Raw genomic sequence first — 22795 nt, 5'->3', positions numbered from 1 at the left:
CCTAGGGGTCACCAAAAAATAGCTACTATTTAGTAGCTGGCTTGGGCGCATAGCTCAGCTGGGAGAGCACCTGCCTTACAAGCAGGGGGTCACAGGTTCGAGCCCTGTTGCGCCCACCAAGTTAGTAAAATTTTATAGCGAGCTTTAGCTCAAAGGAAATTTTACGGTATTTGTCGATAGGCAAATAAACTTCTTTTTTTATAAACTTTATAGAGAATTTTTTATGCGGGTATGGCGGAATTGGCAGACGCGCTAGACTTAGGATCTAGTGTCTTGTACGTGGGGGTTCAAGTCCCTCTACCCGCACCATATATGCGGTAGTGGCTCAGTGGTAGAGCATCGCCTTGCCAAGGCGAGGGTCGAGGGTTCAAATCCCTTCTACCGCTCCATTTTATTTGTGCCCATAGCTCAGCAGGATAGAGCAACGGCCTTCTAAGCCGTGTGTCCGGGGTTCGAATCCCTGTGGGCACGCCATAAAAATAAAAATCGCTACTAGAACTTGTAGGTAGTTTTTTTTATGGTCTTAAGACTTTAAATCAATACATTGTATATGACCCATTAGCTCAGTCGGTAGAGCACCTGACTTTTAATCAGGGTGTCCCGCGTTCGAGTCGCGGATGGGTCACCAGTATTTGCCCAGATAGCTCAGTCGGTAGAGCAGGGGACTGAAAATCCCCGTGTCGGTGGTTCGATTCCGCCTCTGGGCACCATTTAAAAACATCTGATATAAATATATCAGATGTTTTTTTGTTGTATAAAATAGCTGTTATAAAGTTAGGGTTATTCACTTTATATTTAAGGTCTTATAAACATTTGTGTCCAATACGTTCGTCCACTTGAATTTTTTGAATATCCAACTCCGATTTCAGTAAAATTTTTACTTAGGATATTGGCCCTATGTCCCGATGAATTCATCCATCCGGTAACTACATCCTGGGCAGTTCTTTGACCCATAGCAATGTTTTCTCCCGCAGTAGAATATCTGATTCCAAAATCAGTGATCATCTTGAATGGCGATCCATAGGTTGGAGAAGTATGACTAAAATATCCTTTATTTCTCATATCATCGGACTTATATCTTGCTACCCTTGATAATTGCCAATTATGTTTAAGAGGAGGTAGGCCATAATTTTGTCTTTGAATATTGGTTAATCTTACAACTTCCTTCTCTATGGCTTTAACTGTACTAAATAAAGGAATATATACTTTATCTCCAGGGTATATTAAATCTGGATTTTTGAACTGTGGATTTGCCGAAATAATTTCACTTATGCCTACTTGATATTTTACAGCAATCTTCCATAAAGAATCACCACTTTTTACTATATATACATCGGTATCATTGTTTTGTGCTTGGGCATGAACATTGCCTAAACTGAAAATCATTAATAAACACAAGACACTAAAAAAAGTCAATAATAATTTATTTCTCTTCAAAAATATTCCCTCCTTTCATATATAGTTTTTCTTATAATCAATCAAATAATTACATGATAAAAATGTCAGATAGGCATAAATTATCTTAATAAAAAAACAAGATAAAAAACAATTAATTTGTTTTTTACCTTTTAAAATAAATTAATTAAGCTAAAAATTATAAATCTAAATCACGTGAAAATAAAAATCTACTAACCAAATCTATGGGATTTTGTTTCTATACCCAAAAGAGTGACCCGAATCTTAGAGCTTGTTACTTAGGACTGGAAAAGCGTCCACTGATGCTTTTCTTACGCTCCAAACTTATTAAGTCTCTTTCCATTAGCTAAAAGCAGTGTCATTAGGTATTTACTTTCAAAAAAACCTAGGCCTCCAACATTACATGCATTTTCATGGAAGCATACAACATCATCTCTTCCAGAAAATTCACCATTTAGTAGGACTGGAACTGGATGAAAGCTATGGGAACGCATGGGACAAGGCGATGAGTGATCACCAGTTATAGCAATTACATCGGGTCTATTTTGCAAAAGTACTGAAAGGGCTTTGTCTACCTTTTCTATACAGCTTACTTTAGATTCAAAGTCTCCGTCTTCACCTGCTTGGTCAGTTCCCTTAACATGTATAAAGAAAAAATCATATTTTTGCTTGTTTTTAACATAGGTTTCAAATAGGCCGTCTATTGAATCCGGAGCTGCTAAAAGCTTCATACCCAATAAGGATGCAATGCCTCTATACATAGGATAAGTAGCTATGGCAGCTGATTCTAAACAATATTTTTCTCTCATACTTGGAAGATCGGGTTTCTTAGAAAAACCCCTAGTTAAAAAGCCATTCGTTTTGTCATAATTACTTAGAAGTTCAAACCCTTTTTTAAGAAATTGATTTACTACAGAAGCTAAAAAAACAGATGCTTCATTATTTCCTTTGGCTGTTAAAGGTGCTTTTCCTTCGGATTGGGGGTCCGTATCATTTATAAGGGAATCAATTTTTTTATTCTTGCTTCTAAATATAGTAACAAATCTATGGCCTTTTCCAGGTTCAATTATTATTTCCACATCGTCAATTTCTTTTATGGATCTCAGGATATTACAAAGCTCTATTGTTTTTTCTGTTGCTATTCTTCCAGCTCTTCTATCAATTATTTTGCCATCTTCACTGATGGTGGCAAAATTACATCTTGCGGCTACATCTCCATTTTGTAAATTCAATCCTAAGCCTACCGCCTCTAGTACTCCTCTACCTATGGTAATATTTATTGGATCATATCCGAAAAGCCCCAAATGGCCAGGGCCGCTTCCTGGAGTTATTCCCAAGGAGACGGGAATCATTCTACCCAAAACCGATTCGCTAGCTAGCTTGTCGAGATTTGGAGTCTTAGCATATTCAAGGGGCGTTTTATAATTATAGTCTCTATTTCTAATATCACCGATGCCATCTAATACAATTAGGGCAATTTTAGAATTATTACATTTGATCACACTTTGTAGAATCTCTTCATGATTCATAAAATCTCCTCCAATATAGGGCTTGTATAGTAAAGCTTAATTTATATGTATTAAAAGATTCAGTACTTCTAAGAATCTTTGATGCGTATAAATGAAAGTCTCTACTTAAATTCCCATAGTATTTTTAATTGAGCAATAAAGTAGCTCAAATCATAAAACCGTATATGGTGACTTTTACTTATAAATTATGTAATTAATTGTCTAAATATTCTTCAACAGATTAAAAGGTTTATTGTCGAATTTTACTAGTATTCACATATACAATATAAAACATAATATGATATACTAATTGTGTCGAATTTAAAAATATTAGATAAATACAAATTATTAATTGTATTTCCCAGGAAATATGATGTAAAAGAAGAGTAAATAAAGAATTTTGAAGAAAAAGAAATTAATGAAAACCATGGGGGAAAATAAATGTTGTATTATGGAATAATAGCTGCAGTATTAGGAGGTATATTTATAGCTCTACAGGGTGGTATAAATGGGATGATGGGCACAAAGGTGGGAGTATTTACTACAGTATTCGTTCCTGTAACAACCCAGTTTCTTATATTATCAACTGTGGTTCTATTTAGAAGACAATTTTTGGGAAATATCATCAAATTAAAGGATATCAAATTTGGGTTTGTTTTTTTAATCATTTCGGCTCTTCTTGGCATAGGAATAATGAGCTTTATGACCATTTCTATAATGAAAACTGGTCCCTTAGTGGCTTTTGCAGTGATAGTTTTCAGTCAATTATTTACGGCTATGATCACAGAACACTTTGGTTTCTTTGGGGTAGTACAAAATGGTATATCGGGATATAGGGTATTGGGACTTATGGCCATGCTAGTAGGAATAGGGTTGTTTTATAAATAGTAAAAAGAGGCGCTTAATAACGCCTTTTAGTCCCAAGCTCCAAGTCTCAAAGTGTGTACAGTGGGTTTTAAAAAATAATCATATTTTATTTTTAAGTTTCACAGATATAAAAGAATAACGTAAAAACTTGTAACTTTCAACTTGGAACATGGAACTACATGATTATATTTGCCTTTGATTATCCCTACGTATCTTGAGTCTGTTTACAACTTTTCTTACACCTTCTACTTCCATGGACAATTCCTTTGCCAATTCTACTTCTTGTCTATTGTTCACATAGCCCGATAGAGTTAACTTACCATCCTGGACCCTATGATCAATATCCATAAGACTTAGGTCAGTAGTAGTAAGAGCCTGAGCAACTCGACTGCTTATAATTGAATCATCATATTTACCATAGGATTCGATCTTAATATTATTTACTACATCTTTAATACCCCTAGTTTTTGATGCCAGCCTGCACGCTTCCTTTGCATCTCTTAAGGTGGGGGCAGAACCAATTAAATTAGATACACCATCATTAACCTTTGGACTCACTCCGTCTAAGGTATGATCCTTTCTTAACCTACTACTTATTTCTTTTTCCATGTGCTTATCTGTAATATTGCTATCCATAGCTATAGTTATCTTGTTTTCTATTTTTCTTACTCCATCTATACTTCTAGCAATATCCTCAGATTTAATTTTCTCCGCCAAAACATCTACAATTCCTGACAAATGAACATATCCATCCTTACAAAAGACATTAACATCCATTGCACTTGCTTGCATCTTTTCCTCTAATTGGTCTTTTATTTTGTCGACAATTAAATTATCCAGTGATGGAGTTTGATTATTACTAATCCAATTAGTTCTTTTATCTTCCATATTAACCATCCTTTCAGCATAAAACTACAAAGTGTCGTCAGACGACTTTGTTCATATTTTTCCACAAAAAAAGATAATTTATAAAATAAATTTGTAATATTAGGGGTATAAAATAAGAAACCCATATATTTAGGAAATTGCATAACTCTGACTTGGCTAAGCCTAATATGGGGATATCATCCTTGATTTGACTGTTTACCTGGAATATCTATATCAAAGTACATATAAGAAGTACAATGTAATAAAAAATTAATACTTTTTATTCAAAATATGACACATCATTTAACAAAATAAATATATAATAGAACTTAACGATTACTGAAGTAATATAATAATTTTTTTGAAAACTGGGTTTAAAATTAAATTAATAAATAATACAATAGTAATATTGAAGAACTGTTTAAAAAACTGTACAATAAGATTAATATATAATTACTAAGAGGTGTTTAACTTGGAACAACTACTGGATATGATTTCAAACATAGGACTGAGAGATATTTTAGATATGACCATTGTGGCATTTGTTTTTTATAAATTATACATGCTTATTAGAGACACAAGGGCAGAGCAGCTTATTAAAGGTCTACTAATTTTACTTGTAGCGACAAAGCTCAGCGATTGGTCGAAATTATATGTAGTTAATTATATCTTAGAAAAAACAATTACCGTGGGATTCATAGCCCTATTAATAGTCTTTCAACCGGAGCTTAGAAAGGCCTTAGAGCATTTGGGAAGAAGTAGAATATACTTAACTCAAAATATTGCTGAAATAGCCCATGAAGATCTTGATAATAGGATACAAGAGATAACCGATGCTGTGGCTTCCTTATCTAGACAGAAGATAGGGGCATTAATAATCATGGAAAGAGACACTGGTATCAATGAGGTTATAGAAACTGGAAATATTATTGAGGGTAAGATATCCAGCAGCTTGCTTATTAATATATTTATTCCAAATACACCTCTTCATGATGGTGCGGTGGTTATAAGAAAAGATAAAATTATGGCTGCAGGGTGCTTTTTACCACTATCTGAAAATCCTAATTTAAGCAAAACCCTTGGGACAAGACATAGGGCAGGTATAGGTATATCAGAAACTAGTGATGTTTTAGCTATAATGGTTTCAGAGGAAACTGGTGGAATATCCGTTTCTATGGGGGGTAAGCTTTCAAGATTCTTAGATATAGACACATTAAAAACGATAGTCAAGGAAGCCTTCAGTCCTGAAAAACAGAATAAACTAATTAATTTGAATTTGAAGTGGAGGCATAGAAATGATTAAGTTTATGAGGGGGCTATTTGAAAGCAGTAAATTGTCAAGGAATACAACCCCTAAATTAGTATCAATACTATTTGCAATAGTTCTATATATATATGTTATGGGAGAAGTAAATCCTGAGGACTATATTTCAAAGGAAAATGTTAAGGTTAACCTTTTAAATGTTGAGGAGTTACAAAGTTCTGGACTTGTAATTATTGACCAGAATGACTATACTGTGGATTTGAAAATAAGTGGTAAAAGAAATGAACTAAAAAAGATATCCTTAGACGACATAAAAATAACCGCTGATTTAAGAGGATTTCCAAAGGGCGTAAACAGTGTGCCATTGGATGTAAGTAAACCTGCAAATATTGAGGTCAATATATCACCTCAGCAAATCAAGGTTAGATTAGATAAGATAGTACAAAGACAAAAGCCAGTTGAGGTATTTGAAAAAGGGGCTCCAGCAAAGAGCTATGTGATTGGAACAAAAAAAATTACTCCAGAGGAAATCTTAGTTGAAGGGCCAGAATCAAAGGTGGAATCTGTAACTAAGGTTATTGGAGAGATAAATGTTGATGGAGCTAAAGCCACCATTAGAAATAGCATACCTGTTAGGGCCGTAAATAACGAAGGAAAAGATGTTATAGGAGTTGAAGTTAAAACGAAAAGTGTAAATGTATTGTTACCTATGGAGAAGCTGAAGAATATTGATATTAAACCCGTAATAACGGGAAAGCCTAAGGAAGGATACAAGATTACAAACATAGAGGTTAGCCCCAAAACTGTTACTATCAAGGGTAAAGAAGAAATAATAAAAAAGATAAATGAAATCTTTACCAAGCCTATAAATGTGGAAGAACTAAATGAGAGCCTAGTGACTGAAGTGAATTTTGTTAAAGAGAAGAACATCGAAATGCCATATCTACAAGCTTTACCTGAGGTTAGGATTGTAGTAGAAAAGATAGAAACAAAGGAATTTACCTTTAAAGCCAACCAAATATCTGTTAATAATCTTAATGGAGCATTAACTACTAATATTGGGGAGCTAAGTGAAGATATCAAGATAAAAATTAGTGATGTACGAAGTGTATTAAAGGATGTAAAGAGAAGTGATTTAGAATTGATTATAGATGCACAAGACTTGGATGAAGGAATTTATATTCTTGATTTGAAGCTTAATAAAAATCATAAATATGAAAATATCGAGATCGAACCTAATAATATTGAGATAGAAATATATGATAAGAAGGATATAAGTGAGACTATGAACGAGAATACAGATGATACTGTAGACGATACTACGGATAATACTACGGATAATGCTATAGATGACACTATAGATGAAGAACAACCAACGGAGGAAACCATTGATATGCCTGGAAATTAATCCAGGCAATATTATTAGAGGTGAGAAGATGAAAAAAGAAATTGAGATCATATTAAATTCTACCCATGATGCAATGATAGCAGTTGACTCAAAGGGCATAATAACCTTATATAATAAGGCCGCAGAAAGGTTGACAAAGCACGATGTAGATGATGTTATAGGAAAGCATATAACAGATGTCGTGGAGACCACAAGACTTCCATATATACTAAAAACCGGTGAATCGGAACTGAATAGGAAACAGCCTCTAGGAGATATAAATATTGTAACAAATCGAATGCCAGTAAGGGATGAAAATGGCAAGATAATAGGAGCGGTGGCAGTTTTTAGAGATATAACAGAAATAGTTGATTTAGCAGAAGAAATAACTGATTTAAAGGAAATGAAAATAATGTTTGAGGCGATATTTAACTCCACACAGGATGCAATCTCTGTCGTAGATCAAAATGGTATAGGGGTTCTCGTAAATCCAGCCTATACAAGGCTTACAGGGCTATCTAAGGAGGATATGATAGGTAAGCATTGCTCCGTTGATATATCCGAGGGAGAAAGTATCCACCTAAAGGTGTTAAAATCAAAAGCGCCCATTAAAGGAGCTAGAATAAAGGTAGGGCCTAAAAGGAAGGATGTAATAATCGATGCGGCACCTATGCTTGTGGGTGGGGAACTGCGAGGAAGTGTGGGAGTCATCCACGACCTGACGGAAATAAAAAGACTTACTTCGGAGTTAGATGAAGCAAAGAAGATAATCAGAAATCTAGAGGCAAAATATACCTTCGATGATATAATTGGATCCCATGAGAAATTAGTTAATGCCATAGAAAAAGCAAAAATAGCTGCAGTAACTCCTGCCACTGTTATATTGAGAGGGGAAAGTGGAACGGGGAAGGAGCTTTTTGCCCATGCCATACACAATGCAAGCAATAGAAGATATGGACAGTTTGTTAGGGTGAATTGTGCAGCTATAAGTGAAGGAATATTGGAAAGTGAATTGTTTGGATATGAAGCAGGAGCATTTACAGGAGCATTAAAGGAAGGTAAAAAGGGACTATTTGAGATGGCCCACGGTGGTACTATTTTCTTAGATGAAATTGGTGAGATAAAGATGAGTACTCAAGCAAAGCTTCTAAGAGTCCTTCAAGAAAAAGAAGTAGTAAGGGTAGGAGGAACAAAGCCTGTTACAATTGATGTAAGAATTTTAGCGGCTACAAATGTGGATCTAGAACAGGCTGTAAAACAAGGAAGATTTAGAGAAGACCTATATTATAGATTAAATGTTATTCCAATAAGAATACCATCATTAAAGGAGCATAAAAGAGACATATACGAGTTAACAAGACATTTCATAAGAAAATATAATCAAGAATATGGAAGATACGTTACGGATATATCGAAGGAAGCTTTGGAAATACTTATGGAAATTGATTGGCCCGGTAATGTCAGAGAACTTGAAAATCATATTGGTAGAGCTATTATCAATATGAAATTCAATGAAACAATTATAAAGTCCTATCATTTACCCCAAAATATAGAAAAAAATAGAAAAAAGCCCATATCAAATGACTTTGATATTATTGAAAAAGAAAAAGATACATTTTCACTTGAAGAAGTAGTACAAAAAGTTGAAAAGGAATATATTGATAGGATATTAAAAAAGAATAAATATAATAAAACCAAAACAGCAAAGGAAATGAAGGTTTCAATTAGAAATCTATATTATAAAATAAAGAAATACGGATTGTAAAAAACGAAATAAATTGCACACTTCTTCTAGAAGTGTGCAATTTATTTCGTGCAAAATCTTGCTTAAAAGAAACTAAAATGAAAAAATAGTAATACTCATTATATAAAATGGGAAAAATACAATAGTTGAAACTAAGAAATATAATACTAATATCTTGGCACACAATTTGCTTATTAAATAAAGTGTAAAAAAATATGGAGGTGCCGATGCGAAATGAGCAGACAATATATATTGGTTATTAATCCAGGCTCTACATCGACAAAGGTAGCAATTTTTAAAGATACAGAAAACGTTTTACAGAAAAATTTAAACCATTCTACTCAGGAATTGGACAAATATGAAACAATAGCTGATCAATTTGAGTATAGAAGGAATATTATTCTTGATTGGCTAAAGGAAGAGGGTTATGAAACATCCCAGCTTAAGGCTGTAGTCGGTAGAGGTGGGTTATTAAAGCCTATGCCAAGTGGCACTTATAAAGTAACTGATTTTATGATAGAGGATTTAAGGGTTGGGGTGCAGGGAGAACATGCATCGAATCTTGGTGGAATTATAGCAAAAAGCATTGGAGATATTGAAGGTATAGAATCATATATAGTTGACCCCGTTGCAGTTGATGAATTTAATGATATTGCGAGAATCTCAGGTATACCCCATTTAAAAAGACGTTCTTTATTGCATGCTTTAAATATAAATGCTGTAGCCCATAATGTTGCTAAAAACAAGGGGAAAAAGGTAACGGAATTAAATTTACTTATAGCTCATCTAGGTGGTGGAATTTCTGTGGTTCCCCTCAAAAGGGGGAAAATGATAGATGCAAACAATGCCAGTGAAATGGGGCCCTTTTCTCCTGAGAGAACCGGTGGACTTCCAGTTAGGCAATTAGTAAAAATGTGTTTTTCTGGAGACTATACATACCCAGAGGTCAAAAAGAAAATACGTGGTAAAGGTGGACTTATGGCATATCTAGGAACAAATGATGCTAGGAAAGCTGTAGAAATGATTGAAAATGGTGATAAAAAGGCTGATCTAATATTCCAAGCGATGGGATATCAAATTGCCAAGGAAATTGGAGGTATGTCAGTAGCTTTAGAAGGGGATATAGATGCAATAATACTTACTGGTGGTATGGCTTATTCTGAAATGCTAATTGACTATATTAAGGATATGGTTGGATTTATTGCTCCCGTAATTATTCAGCCAGGTGAAAACGAAATGAGAGCCTTAAATGAAGGTGTTCTTAGGGTAATATCTGGTGAAGAGGTAGCAAAAATCTATGAAAATGAGGTGTAGTAATGATTAAAAATTTTGATGATGTCTTAAGATTTGCTAAGGAAAGAGGACCCAAAACTATATCAATAGCATGTGCCCAGGATGGGGAAGTACTTATGGCAATAGATCAAGCGAAACAGATGGGTATTGCCGATGCCATACTAGTTGGAGATAAAGAAAAGATACAGAAAATAGCAAAGGAAAAATCTATAGATATAAGTAAATATGAAATCATAGATATAAAGGATTTAAATGAAGCATCATTAAAGGCCGTTGAATTAGTTTCATCTGGAAAGGCCCATATAGTAATGAAGGGACTAGTTGATACTTCAATTATACTAAAGGCTGTACTCAATGCAGAGGTAGGTCTTAGAACCGGCAATGTACTTAGCCATGTGGCAGTATTCGATGTTCCAGGTTACGATAGACTGTTCTTTGTTACTGATGCTGCCATGAATATAGCACCTGATCTCAGCACTAAGAAGCAAATAATTGAAAATGCCGTTAAGGTAGCCCACTCTTTGGATATAGATCAGCCTAAGGTCGCTGCTGTTTGTGCAAAGGAAAAGGTCAATCCTAAGATGCCTCCAACGGTTGATGCGGCTGAGCTAGAAAAGATGAACAAAAACGGAGAAATAAAGGGTTGTATGGTTGGGGGCCCATTTGCATTAGATAATGCCGTATCGGTTGAGGCTGCAAAACATAAGGGTATTGATCATCCAGTTGCAGGTTATGCGGATATATTAATGGTACCAACTATAGAAGCTGGAAATGTATTATACAAATCAATGGTATTTTTCTCAGGTTCCAAGAATGCAGGAATTATTGTAGGGGCTAAGGCTCCTATAGTACTTACTTCAAGAGCTGATAGTGAAGAAAGCAAACTGAATTCAATAGCATTAGCTGTATTAATGGCGGCAAAGGAAGCATAAAAACGTTGACGGTGAAAGGTGATATAAAAATGACTAATGTATATAGAATATTGGCAATAAATCCAGGATCGACTTCTACTAAAATAGCAATATATGACAACGAGAAATCTGTTCTTGAAACCACTTTAAGACATCCTACTGAGGAAATAAATAAATATGAAAAGGTATATGATCAATACGAATTTAGAAAAAATGTAATATTAGATGCATTAAATGAAAAGGAAATAAATCTGACAAAGTTAAGTGCAGTAGTGGGTAGAGGTGGACTCTTAAAGCCCATAGAAGGTGGGACCTATAGTGTAAATGATAAGATGCTTGACGACCTAAAGGTAGGAGTTTTAGGAGAACATGCATCTAACCTGGGAGGAATATTAGCCTGTGAAATAGCATCGAATTTAAACATTCCTGCTTTTATAGTAGATCCTGTTGTTGTAGATGAAATGGAGGATGTGGCAAGGATATCTGGTATGCCTGAAATAGATAGAATAAGCATATTTCATGCATTGAATCAAAAAGCCGTTGCAAGACGTGCAGCTAAAGAAAAAGGCAAAGATTATGAAGAAATGAACCTTATAGTAGCCCATCTAGGCGGAGGAATTTCAGTAGGAGCCCATAAAAATGGAAGGGTTATAGATGTTAATAATGCCCTAGATGGAGAAGGCCCGTTTTCTCCTGAAAGATCTGGAGGACTTCCAGTTGGCGATTTAGCTAAGCTTTGTTTCTCAGGAGAATATACCCATGATCAGATTAAAAAAATGATAAAGGGTAAGGGAGGATTAGTGGCTTACCTTGGCACAAATGATGGCAGAGAAGTTGTAAAGATGATTGAAAATGGAGATAAAAAAGCTGAACTTGTTTATAAAGCAATGGCATATCAAGTAGCAAAGGAAATAGGAAGCTGTAGTGTAATATTAAAGGGAGCTGTTGATGCTATAGTTATAACCGGTGGTATTGCATACGATAAAATGTTTGTAGACTGGATAACTGAAAAGGTAGAATTCATATCAGATATAATAGTATATCCTGGAGAAGATGAAATGATGGCATTGGCAGAAGGTGGACTAAGGGTATTAAGAGGTGAAGAGCAGGCACAGGAATATAAATAGGGATGTTGAATGTTTTCAGGTGTTCTTTTCTCATATAACATTTAACATAATGAAGGTGATTATATGCTAAATGATAATAGAATAAGAATTATTATAGGACATTATGGTAGTGGTAAAACTGAGTTTGCAGTAAATTATGCCATGAAGCTTGCGGATCAAGGCAAAAAAGTTGCCTTGGGAGATTTGGATGTAGTAAATCCATATTTCCGGTCAAGGGAAAAACAGGACATTATGGAGGAAAAGGGTATCAAGGTTATAGGAAACTCTTTAGGCATGAAATCCGGTGTTGACCTGCCAGCTGTTTCTGCAAGTGTACTGGCTCCAATACAAGATGAATCCTATGATCTCGTTTTAGACGTGGGAGGAGATGCAGTGGGAGCAAGGGCATTAGCAAGATATTATGCTTCCTTCAAAGAAGGTAACTATGATATGTTCTGTGTTCTAAATGCAAATAGACCTGGTACTCAAAATGTAGAGGATGCAGTAGAACATATTAAAGGAATTGAAGCCACATCTAGAACCAAGGTTACTGGAATTATTAATAGTACTCACCTGCTTAGAGAAACAACTGTAAAGGATGTATTAGTAGGGCAAGAACTTGCTATGAAGGTTTCAGAAAAACTGTCTTTACCAATCAAATATGTCAGTGCCTTAGAAAAGGTTGCTAAACAGCTGCCTAAGGAAATTGCAGGGCAGATATTCCCTATAAAAATGTATATGAGGGAAGATTGGATGTAATTTGTGAAACCCATGGACATTCTCTTTTACAATTTAATGTTTTCAGAGAAAAAATGTAACAATATTCATTATTTTCTCTGAAAAAGAAGTTAAGGTTTAAAGGGGATTATCTTTAATAGCTAAGAATTTATATAATTTTAATCAAGGAGGGTTGTAACAATGGCTAAAGCAAGAGGAAAGGTTTCTTTTAAAGAAGACTTATGTAAAGGCTGTGAGCTTTGTACAACAGTATGTCCAGTTAACATAATCGAAATGGATACAGAGAGAATTAACATCAAGGGATATCATCCAGCAACAGTTAAACAGATGGATAAGTGTATAGGATGTGGAAATTGTGCCACTATCTGTCCTGATGTTGTAATATCAGTTGAAAGAGAAATTGAGAAATAGGATATTTAAATATCGAGGAGGGAAATAAAGGTATGGCTAGAATATTGATGAAAGGTAATGAGGCCATCGGTGCAGCGGCTATAAAAGCTGGTTGTAAGTTTTTCTTTGGCTATCCAATAACACCACAAAATGAATTGCCAGAATTTATGGCTAGAGAATTTGGTAAGCATGGTGGAACATTCGTTCAAGCAGAAAGTGAAGTTGCAGCAATTAATATGGTATATGGTGCAGCTGGAGCAGGTGCAAGGGTTATGACTTCATCATCTTCACCGGGAATTGCTTTAAAACAAGAAGGTATTTCATATATAGCAGGGGCAGAACTTCCATGTGTTATTGTAAACATAGTAAGGGGAGGTCCTGGTCTTGGGGGTATCCAGCCAGCTCAATCGGATTATAATCAATCAACTAGAGGTGGGGGAAACGGAGACTATAAATTAGTTGTTTATGCTCCAGCAAACATTCAAGAAGCAGTTGATTTAACTATGGAAGCCTTTGAAGTTGCTGATTACTATAGAAATCCAGTTATGGTTGTTGGCGATGGTATGATTGGACAAATGATGGAGCCAATCGAATTTAAAGAACCTAAGAAAAGACAGCTTTCACCTAAGGATTGGGCTACAACTGGAACAAAGGGTAAGAGAAAGCCAAATATTATAAACTCACTTAGACTTGATCCCCAAGAATTAGAGGATCTAAACCATAAGATTCAAAATAAATTAAGAGAAATCGAAAAGAACGAAGTTATGTATGAAATGTATAATATGGAAAATCCAGAGCTAGTATTCTGTGCCTATGGCACTACTTCAAGGATAGTTAAAAATGTTATTGAATTATTGAAGGCTGAGGGAATAAATGCAGGGCTAATAAGACCGATAACTTTATGGCCATTTCCCCATAAAGCTTTTGATGAAATTCCTAAAACCGCAAAGGGTATCTTGACTGTTGAAATGAGTTGTGGACAAATGTTAGATGATGTAAAAATTGCTAACAATGGTAGACTGCCTGTGGGATTCTATGGTAGAGTCGGTGGAATGATCCCATCACCACAGGAAATTGTTGATAAGGCTAAAGAAATGTTAGGGGGTGTTAAGTAATGGCTGTAGTATTTAAGAGAACAGAGGGTTTAGCAGAGATTCCATTCCATTACTGCCCAGGATGTACACATGGTATAATCCACAGATTGGTAGCAGAAGTTTTAGAGGAATTAGGAGTTTTAGGTGACTCAATAGGTGTTGCACCTGTTGGATGTTCAGTTTTAGCCTATGATTATTTTAATTGTGACATGCATGAGGCTGCCCACGGTCGTGCCCCTGCCGTTGCAACTGGAGTGAAGCGAGTACATCCAGAAAGTGTTGTATTTACTTATCAAGGCGATGGGGATTTAGCATCAATAGGAACAGCTGAAATCGTACATGCAGCCCATAGAAGTGAGAATTTCACTACAATATTTGTTAACAATGCTATATACGGTATGACGGGTGGACAAATGGCTCCAACAACATTACCAGGACAAAAAGCTACCACTTCCCCTTATGGTAGAGATCCAAAGCTTATGGGAATGCCACTTAAGGTATCTGAAATGCTTGCTACTATTCCTGGTGCATCATATGTGGAAAGAGTATCTGTCCACAACCCTGCAAATATAAGGAAGGCCAAAAAGGCTATTAAGAAGGCTTTTGAATATCAAATAGCGGGTAAAGGCTTTACCATAGTAGAGGTACTATCCACATGTCCAACTAACTGGGGATTAACTCCAGTAGAATCGCTTAAGTGGTTAGAAGACAACATGCTTCCATATTATCCACTAGGAAATTTCCGTACTCCAGAGGAGGTAAAGTAATATGACAATGCAAAGAGTAATTTGTGCTGGTTTTGGTGGTCAAGGAGTTATGTCAATAGGACAGCTTCTTTCCTATGCTGGAATGCTAGAAGGAAAGCATGTATCATGGTTACCATCTTATGGACCTGAAATGCGTGGTGGTACAGCAAACTGTAATGTTACTGTATCAGATACTCCCATAGGTTCTCCAATTATAGCTCATAATGCTACAGCAGCTATAGTTATGAATTTACCATCCCTAATAAAATTTGAAGTAGAATTAGAAAATGATGGAATGGTTCTGATCAATAGTTCATTAATAGATAGAAAGCCCGATAGAGAAGATATAAAAGCTTACCTAATACCTGCCAATGAAATAGCTGGAGAGATAGGTAATGGTAAGGTTGCTAACATGGTTATGCTAGGAGCATACTTAGAGCTAACTAAGGTGGTAAAGGTTGAATCCGTTGTAGAAGCTCTAAAGAAAGTATTTGGACCTTCTAAGGAACATTTAATCCCATTAAATAAAGAAGCTCTTCAAAGGGGAGCAGAGGCGGTAAAGGCTTAATAAAAAAATAAAAAATGCAGGTAAGATTAAATCTTGCCTGCATTTTTTATTTTGGCTTAATTTCCAAAGATAAATTTTACTAAAGGCAGAAGTACTCCATCCCCCTCCTTCGACTCGATTTTTCTAGGGGAAACAACACAAAGAGGGTAGAAATATAGGGCTTTATATTTAGAATGTGTTACTTTAGTCCTATTTATGGATATTTATTCTATATTAGCTGAAAATCATCTATGATAAGAAGGAAAAAATAATTATATGTAGAAATAATATTATATATATTTTCTCAAAACATTTGAAATAGTATAAATATTTGAGCTGGAATATTGTAATCTATAGGGGTTTTAATAGTATTGGAGGTGCAACATGATACAACCTGTTAAGGATAAAAAAAGGAAAGCTATTAAGAAAAAAAAGGAAAAGGGAAAGAAAAACAGTCTAGGAATTAAGGCAAAATTAATAATATTTTCTATCATACTCAGTGTAGTACCATTACTAATAGTTGGGGGCTATTCATTTATAAGATTTGGGGCTACAATTGAAGACAAAGTAGGAAGCTTGTCTGAGCAGTTGGCAAAGCAAAATTCATCCATATTGGATTCTAAATTAAAAGAAATTGAGAAATCAATGGTTTTGGCAACATCAAATCAAGATTTGAGAAAAACCTTGGCCAAAGAATCCTATGTAAATGACTATGAAAAACTGAAGGACTCAAAAAAAATAGAGCAGATATTTTGGTCTATAATTGTTTCGAATCCAGAAATAAGGTCATTCACCATTTATAGAAATAATGGAGATATAATATCTGCTGGAAATAATACCGAGGTAAAGGATTTTATAGAGGGTGGAGGCTTTGAACAAACAGAGGTCTATAAGAAGGCAAAGGCTTCAAAGGGTGAGGCTTTTTGGGTTTCTGGACTACTTAAGAACAATAAAAAGCTCCATGTAATGAGAAAGATTAATGACTATTACAATGTTGAAGCCGGCATAATTATATTTGAGATGGAAACCAAAACCATAGATGGATTATATAGCAATCTAAGTATGGTTAAAAATTCTAGCATTTTGATAGCAAATGAAGAAAATGATGTTATCTACCATTATAATAGCCAAGAAAACAAAGAAAATATGGAAAAAAACAATGAGCCTAACCCAAATACTGAAAATACACAAACTGTAGATGAGGTACAGCCCATGGAAAATCAAAAGAGTGATATCCATGAAGAATATACTAAGAACATACAAATGGATAGGCAATCAGGATCATTTATATTAGGTGAAGAATTGGTTTCATACGGTACTTGTGAAAATGGTTGGAAGATATTATATGTTGTTCCCCTAGGATATCTGATGGGCGATGTAAATAAGGTAGGACAGATTACTCTGATAATCACTTTTCTATGTATCATAATAGCAGTATTTATATCTATTTACTTAGCATTCAATATTTCAAATCCCCTTAAGAAAATAATGGGATTGATGAATAGGGTTGAAGAAGGAGATTTGACTGTTTATTCAGACATAAAGGGCAAAGATGAGATTGGTAAACTATCCACAAGCTTTAATCATATGATAGATAGCGTTAGGCAGCTAATAATGGATACCAAGACTACCTTTGATTCCGTAGATGCTACTACAAAATCAGTAAATCAAATAGCCGAGCAATACTCATCTGTATCTGAGCAGGTGGCAGTTTCCGTTGGTGAAATAGCCGATGGAGCATCGGATCAAGCCAAGGAGGTAGAGGATACCACAAATATAATGGATGAACTGTCAAATAGAATAGATAATATGGTTGAGAGTATCACAGAAGTAAAAAAATCCACGGATAAGACAAAAGAGGTCAGCAATAATGCTACACAAACTGTAAAAAGCCTTTATGAAAAAACCGAAGAGTATGCAAAAATATCTGCTTCTACAAAGGATACAATCTTAAAATTAAAGAACAGGGTTTCAGAGATAATCAATATAGTACAGTTGATACAAAGCATAAGTGAGCAAACGAACCTGTTAGCCTTAAATGCAGCCATCGAAGCTGCAAGATCCGGAGAAGCTGGCAAGGGCTTTGCGGTTGTAGCCGATGAGATAAGAAAATTAGCTGAGCAGTCAAAGGAAGCATCTAATAAGATTACAGATTTAGCCAATGGTATAAATGGCGATGTCATAAATACTGTAAAATCAGTAGATGAGGGGGATAAAATCTTTGGAGAACAGCATTATGCTGTGTTTGATACTGATACGGCCTTTAATGAGATAAAGAATTCCGTAGAATCAATTATTAAAGAGGTAGAAGAAGTAAATAGTGCAGTTGAAGATATAATAGAGTATAAGGACAGAACCATGGGTTCTATAGAAAATATACTAGCGGTTACAGAAGAGGAAGCAGCAAGTACGGAGGAGGTCATGGCGGCTACCGAAGAACAGTCTGGTTCATCGGAACAACTCAAGCATATATCAGAGGACCTTATTTCATTGGTAGGTAGATTGAATGAATCGATAGTTAAATTCAAACTAGATAAAGAAGAGATAGAATAGACCATTTATAGGGATCTCAATCTATATTTCACATTCTACTCTTTAAAAGAATCAAAATATAGGTTTATTAGTAGTTTTTTAAAAATATGACATGGGGATTGACATAGCTGTAATACACTTTTTTCATTGTGTTTAGCTGGTCCGTCCCTTTGTCATATTTTAAAGTTTAGGATAATAGCTAAATTAATTTACTGGACTTGTCAATATATGTAATTATATTCAAATATAACACAATTGCTCCCATTTTCATATTATGATAGAATATAATAGATTGGAGTCTTTAAATTGGAGGGGAAATATGGGCAAGTTTTTTGGAACCGATGGAGTACGTGGAGTGGCAAACACAGAGCTTACTTCTGAATTAGCATATAAACTAGGTAGAATAGGTGCATATATATTAACAAAGGGAAAGAAAAAAGCTAAGATTATTGTAGGAAAAGATACGAGGGTATCTGGAGACATGTTGGAAGCCGCCCTTATAGCTGGTATATTATCGGCAGGATCCGATGCATTATGTGTTGGTATAGTACCAACACCGGCAGTATCATACCTTATAAAACAGTATGGAGCTGATGCAGGGGTAGTTATATCGGCATCCCATAACCCCGTTGAATATAATGGTATAAAATTCTTTAATGAAAATGGGTTCAAATTGCCCGACGAGGTTGAAGAAGAGATAGAGGATTATTTACTTAATGATAAGGATATAGACTACATACCAACTGGCAATGAAATAGGAAAGAAAGTCCAAATAGAAACCGCAACAAAGGATTATACAGATTTCCTAAAGACAACTATAGATGTTGATCTAAGGGGGATGAAAATAGCTATTGATTGTGCCAATGGAGCATCATATATGACTGCACCAAAAACTCTATCGGAGCTTGGGGCAGAAATAAATGTAATAAATCACAATCCGGATGGTTACAACATAAACTATAAATGTGGATCTACTTATCCAGAGGTTATAAGCCAGCATGTTTTAAAAACTGGAGCTGACCTTGGGTTATCCTTTGATGGAGATGCTGACAGACTTATTGCCGTTGATGAAAAGGGTAATATTATTGATGGTGATAAAATAATGGCTGTTTGTGGATCGTACCTCATGGAACAGGGTAGACTAAAAAACAATGCTGTGGTTGCTACGGTAATGAGTAATATTGGCTTGGAAAAAGCTTTAAGGCAACATAATTGTGATATAGTTAAAACTAAGGTTGGCGATAGATACGTTCTAGAGGAAATGAAAAAAAGCGGATATATATTGGGTGGAGAACAATCAGGACATATCATTTTCTTAGAGCATAATACTACTGGGGACGGTCTTTTGTCGGCTCTACAGCTGATATCGGTAGTTAAAAAGAAGGATAAAACCTTATCAGAGCTTGCTTCTATCATGACAAAATATCCTCAAGTATTGAAAAATGCTAAGGTTAACAATGGTAATAAGAAAAAATACCTGGAGGATGAAGCCATAGCATCTAGAATAAAGGAAATAGAAGAAATATTTCATGGTGAGGGAAGGGTACTTATAAGACCTTCTGGAACAGAGCCCTTGGTTAGGGTTATGATAGAGGGAAGTAACGAAGAATCCCTTGATACCTATGCAACGGAATTAGTCGAGCTTATAGAGACGAGACTTGGATAATAGGGAAATGTTATATGTTGAATGTAGAATATTTACTTGGGTCGGACTATCTTGACTTTAAAGTTACGGCCCGCTAATATTTAACCTTCAACATCTATATCATTGAAAGGGGTGATGCCTATAGAGTGAGGGTGTAGATAACAATTTAATAATGATACAAACTAGAGTGGATATTCTAGTCTAGCTAAGAGTTCTAAGAAGACCCAGAAGAATTGACTTACATACTAGCAACTTGGAACTTGTAATTTGTATCGTACAAAGCGCCAGGACTTAAATCGGATCGGAATAAATGAGGTTTAAGTTGACGAGGTCAGGGTTAATCGATTAGTCGGCGGGTGCCCTGCGGTGTAACTCACCATCGATAAAGGCTTTACAAACCCCATAAGTGATTGTGGGAACAAAAAAGTCGAGTGAGACAAGGGTTCTTTTTGCCTTTTTTGAAGAAGCTACGGGAAAAGAATAAAAAAGCGTATAAACTAGTTAAAAAATTAACAAATTCGCAAGTCAAGAAATATATTTAGAATGAATAATTACTATCGTGAATGTGAGTACAAAGGGAGGACATTAAAATGTGTGGAATAGTTGGATATATTGGAGATAAAAAAGCAACACCCATATTAATAGATGGATTATCAAAGCTTGAGTATAGAGGTTATGATTCGGCGGGTATAGCAGTATTTAAAGATAATGATATACATGTAGAGAAATATGAAGGGAGACTCAGCATATTGGCCGATAATGTAGGGGATAAGGACTACAATGGCTGTATAGGAATCGGACATACAAGATGGGCTACCCATGGTGCGCCATCGGATAAAAACTCTCATCCCCATACAAACCAATCTGGTAATATAGCTGTAATTCATAACGGCATAATAGAAAACTATATTAAAATAAAAGAATGGTTAATAGAAGAAAAAAATGTTTGTTTCAAATCAGAAACTGATACCGAGGTTATAGCTCACCTTATAGATTATTACTATGAGGGAGACCTTTTAGATGCTGTATTCAAAGCTATAGAAAAAATGGAAGGGGCATATGCCATAGCGGCTGTTTGCAAGTCTGAACCCGATAAGATAGTTGCAGTTAGAAAGGATAGCCCCCTTATAGTGGGACTTGGAAAGGGTGAAAACTTCCTTGCCTCTGATATCCCAGCCATATTAAAGCATACAAGGGATATATTATTAATAGAAAACGATGAGGTAGTGCTTTTAACTAAGGAAAGAGTAACTATCTTCAATGGACTTAGGCAGATTCAGGCTAGGGAAATATTTGAGGTGACATGGGATGTAGAAGCTGCAGAAAAAGAAGGCTACGAGCATTTCATGATCAAGGAAATTCATGAGCAGCCGAAGGGAGTTCATGAAACACTTCACAGAAGATTAAACAAAGAGGGAACCATAGAATTAGATGGAATCCAAATTACAAAGGAAGACTTAGAGAAAATAAATAAAGTATATATAGTAGCCTGCGGTACAGCATATCATGCAGGACTTATTGGGAAATATGCCATAGAAAAGTTTGCGAAAATACCAGTGATATGTGATATAGCATCGGAATTCAGATACAGAGATCCCTTTATAGATGAAAATACGCTATTTATAGCTATAAGCCAATCTGGAGAAACATTGGATACCTTGGCGGCCCTAAGGGAAGCAAAAAGAAAGGGAGCAAGAATTCTATCAATCGTGAATGTAGTAGGAAGCTCAGTTGCCAGGGAATCCCATGATGTATTTTATACATGGGCAGGACCAGAGATAGCAGTTGCATCAACGAAGGCATACACTACTCAGCTAACAGCAATGTATATGATTGCCCTACACATGGGTGCAACAAAGGGGACGCTAAGCAGAGAAAGATACGATGAAATAATAGCTGAGCTTGGAAGAATGCCGGAAAAGATACAACACATATTAAATGATTGCACTGGAGTTCAGCACCTTGCAGATACACAATTCAACAACGAAAGCGTATTTTTCATGGGAAGGGGCTTAGACATAGACGTAGCAATGGAGGGTTCACTAAAGCTTAAGGAAATCTCATACATCAACTCCTTTGCAATAGCAGCAGGAGAACTCAAGCACGGAACAATAGCCCTAATAGAAGATGGAACACTAGTAATAGCCCTAGCAACACAGAACAGACTATATGAAAAGATGCTATCCAATATAAAAGAAGTAAAAGCAAGAGGGGCATACGTAGTAGCCATAGCTAAGGAAGAAAACAAAGAAGTAGAAAAATCAGCGGATACAGTTATATATATACCAGACACCATTGATGAGCTTACACCAATACTCAGTGTAATATCCCAGCAGCTATTCTCTTATTATGTAGCGGTTGCTAGAGGGTGTGATGTTGATAAACCGAGGAACCTTGCAAAATCTGTAACAGTTGAATAGATGATAGAGAAACCGCCTATGACTATTGTGCTAACTGAGCTAACAAAATAAATTCGTACTAAAAATAATAAAGTCATACTAAGGAAAATAAAGTTGTAATAAAAGTCATGTGATTTTGGGCTAAAAATGCCTTGAATCCCATGGCTCTTTTATATTAAAAGAAACTCTTACGATATAGGTGTATTAGCAAAAAAATCACTTTCGCTGTAAAAAAAACCTCTTCGGAGTAAAATAAAGTTGTTCGTTAAGGACACGTAATTCAGATTAAAAATCTAGTTACGTGTCTTTTTTATTTTCACGATATCGGGGAGAAAAAATGG

At 35.4% G+C, this 22795-nt stretch carries 18 protein-coding genes and 6 tRNA genes; 21 read left to right on the top strand and 3 right to left on the bottom strand.

Features of this window, described 5'->3' with window-relative positions; genetic code table 11:
* Positions 1-43 precede the first annotated feature (43 nt).
* The 6 genes from N4A68_02280 (at position 44) to N4A68_02255 (ending at position 710) form a co-directional block, all read left to right on the top strand.
* Positions 44-119, top strand: a tRNA-Val gene (locus N4A68_02280).
* A gap of 106 nt (positions 120-225) precedes the next feature.
* A tRNA-Leu gene (locus tag N4A68_02275) sits at positions 226-309 on the top strand.
* Between the two features lie 5 nt (positions 310-314).
* Positions 315-389: transfer RNA gene (locus N4A68_02270), tRNA-Gly, on the top strand.
* A gap of 8 nt (positions 390-397) precedes the next feature.
* Positions 398-474: transfer RNA gene (locus tag N4A68_02265), tRNA-Arg, on the top strand.
* A gap of 78 nt (positions 475-552) precedes the next feature.
* Positions 553-628 (top strand) — tRNA-Lys (locus tag N4A68_02260).
* 6 nt (positions 629-634) lie between these two features.
* Positions 635-710: transfer RNA gene (locus N4A68_02255), tRNA-Phe, on the top strand.
* An 85-nt stretch (positions 711-795) separates the two neighbouring features.
* Here N4A68_02255 and safA read toward each other — a convergent pair.
* Both safA and N4A68_02245 read right to left on the bottom strand, forming a co-directional pair.
* Positions 796-1386 carry a SafA/ExsA family spore coat assembly protein gene (safA, locus tag N4A68_02250; GenBank protein ID MCT4563143.1) on the bottom strand — a complete coding sequence of 197 codons (591 nt, stop codon included), beginning with the start codon at positions 1384-1386 and terminating at the stop codon, positions 796-798.
* A gap of 341 nt (positions 1387-1727) precedes the next feature.
* A complete protein-coding gene (locus tag N4A68_02245) occupies positions 1728-2945 on the bottom strand; it encodes a 2,3-bisphosphoglycerate-independent phosphoglycerate mutase (GenBank protein ID MCT4563142.1) in 1218 nt (405 codons plus the stop codon).
* Between the two features lie 420 nt (positions 2946-3365).
* Between N4A68_02245 and N4A68_02240 the strand changes: the two genes are divergently transcribed.
* Positions 3366-3812 carry a DMT family transporter gene (locus tag N4A68_02240; GenBank protein MCT4563141.1) on the top strand — a complete coding sequence of 149 codons (447 nt, stop codon included), beginning with the start codon at positions 3366-3368 and terminating at the stop codon, positions 3810-3812.
* 162 nt (positions 3813-3974) lie between these two features.
* On the opposite strand, the gene N4A68_02235 is transcribed toward N4A68_02240, so the two are convergent.
* A complete protein-coding gene (locus N4A68_02235) occupies positions 3975-4679 on the bottom strand; it encodes a BON domain-containing protein (protein MCT4563140.1) in 705 nt (234 codons plus the stop codon).
* Positions 4680-5121: 442 nt separating this feature from the next.
* Here N4A68_02235 and cdaA point away from each other — a divergent pair, with 442 nt between their 5' ends.
* From cdaA to glmS, 14 genes are all read left to right on the top strand, one after another.
* The gene (gene cdaA / locus N4A68_02230) at positions 5122-5961 is read left to right on the top strand and encodes a diadenylate cyclase CdaA (protein MCT4563139.1); all 840 of its coding nucleotides are present in this window, start codon (positions 5122-5124) and stop codon (positions 5959-5961) included.
* A complete protein-coding gene (locus N4A68_02225; protein MCT4563138.1) occupies positions 5954-7330 on the top strand; it encodes a CdaR family protein in 1377 nt (458 codons plus the stop codon). The genes cdaA and N4A68_02225 overlap by 8 nt, the downstream gene beginning before the upstream one ends.
* Before the next feature lie 28 nt (positions 7331-7358).
* The gene (locus N4A68_02220; protein MCT4563137.1) at positions 7359-9074 is read left to right on the top strand and encodes a sigma-54-dependent Fis family transcriptional regulator; all 1716 of its coding nucleotides are present in this window, start codon (positions 7359-7361) and stop codon (positions 9072-9074) included.
* Between the two features lie 213 nt (positions 9075-9287).
* Entirely contained in the window at positions 9288-10367 is a 1080-nt protein-coding gene (gene buk / locus N4A68_02215) for a butyrate kinase (protein MCT4563136.1), read from the top strand.
* A gap of 2 nt (positions 10368-10369) precedes the next feature.
* Entirely contained in the window at positions 10370-11278 is a 909-nt protein-coding gene (gene ptb, locus N4A68_02210; GenBank protein ID MCT4563135.1) for a phosphate butyryltransferase, read from the top strand.
* A 29-nt stretch (positions 11279-11307) separates the two neighbouring features.
* Positions 11308-12384 carry a butyrate kinase gene (gene buk / locus N4A68_02205; protein ID MCT4563134.1) on the top strand — a complete coding sequence of 359 codons (1077 nt, stop codon included), beginning with the start codon at positions 11308-11310 and terminating at the stop codon, positions 12382-12384.
* A 63-nt stretch (positions 12385-12447) separates the two neighbouring features.
* Positions 12448-13122: an ATP-binding protein gene (locus N4A68_02200; protein ID MCT4563133.1), complete on the top strand. Its 675-nt coding sequence runs from the start codon at positions 12448-12450 to the stop codon at positions 13120-13122.
* Between the two features lie 159 nt (positions 13123-13281).
* Complete coding sequence (locus N4A68_02195; GenBank protein ID MCT4563132.1) at positions 13282-13512, top strand: 4Fe-4S binding protein; 231 nt, start codon at positions 13282-13284, stop codon at positions 13510-13512.
* A 32-nt stretch (positions 13513-13544) separates the two neighbouring features.
* Positions 13545-14606, top strand: coding sequence for a 3-methyl-2-oxobutanoate dehydrogenase subunit VorB (locus N4A68_02190; GenBank protein ID MCT4563131.1), 1062 nt, complete (start codon positions 13545-13547; stop codon positions 14604-14606).
* Entirely contained in the window at positions 14606-15352 is a 747-nt protein-coding gene (locus tag N4A68_02185; protein MCT4563130.1) for a thiamine pyrophosphate-dependent enzyme, read from the top strand. The genes N4A68_02190 and N4A68_02185 overlap by 1 nt, the downstream gene beginning before the upstream one ends.
* A gap of 1 nt (position 15353) precedes the next feature.
* Positions 15354-15899: a 2-oxoacid:acceptor oxidoreductase family protein gene (locus N4A68_02180; GenBank protein MCT4563129.1), complete on the top strand. Its 546-nt coding sequence runs from the start codon at positions 15354-15356 to the stop codon at positions 15897-15899.
* A gap of 363 nt (positions 15900-16262) precedes the next feature.
* Positions 16263-18431 carry a methyl-accepting chemotaxis protein gene (locus tag N4A68_02175; GenBank protein MCT4563128.1) on the top strand — a complete coding sequence of 723 codons (2169 nt, stop codon included), beginning with the start codon at positions 16263-16265 and terminating at the stop codon, positions 18429-18431.
* 298 nt (positions 18432-18729) lie between these two features.
* Positions 18730-20076: a phosphoglucosamine mutase gene (glmM, locus tag N4A68_02170; protein ID MCT4563127.1), complete on the top strand. Its 1347-nt coding sequence runs from the start codon at positions 18730-18732 to the stop codon at positions 20074-20076.
* Between the two features lie 569 nt (positions 20077-20645).
* The gene (gene glmS / locus N4A68_02165) at positions 20646-22475 is read left to right on the top strand and encodes a glutamine--fructose-6-phosphate transaminase (isomerizing) (GenBank protein ID MCT4563126.1); all 1830 of its coding nucleotides are present in this window, start codon (positions 20646-20648) and stop codon (positions 22473-22475) included.
* Positions 22476-22795: the final 320 nt, after the last annotated feature.

It is taken from the genome of Maledivibacter sp. (genome assembly GCA_025210375.1).
Classification (GTDB): Bacteria; Bacillota; Clostridia; order Peptostreptococcales; family Caminicellaceae; genus JAOASB01.
Note: the sequence above shows the minus strand (reverse complement) of the source record. Positions and strands in the feature narration are given on the sequence as shown.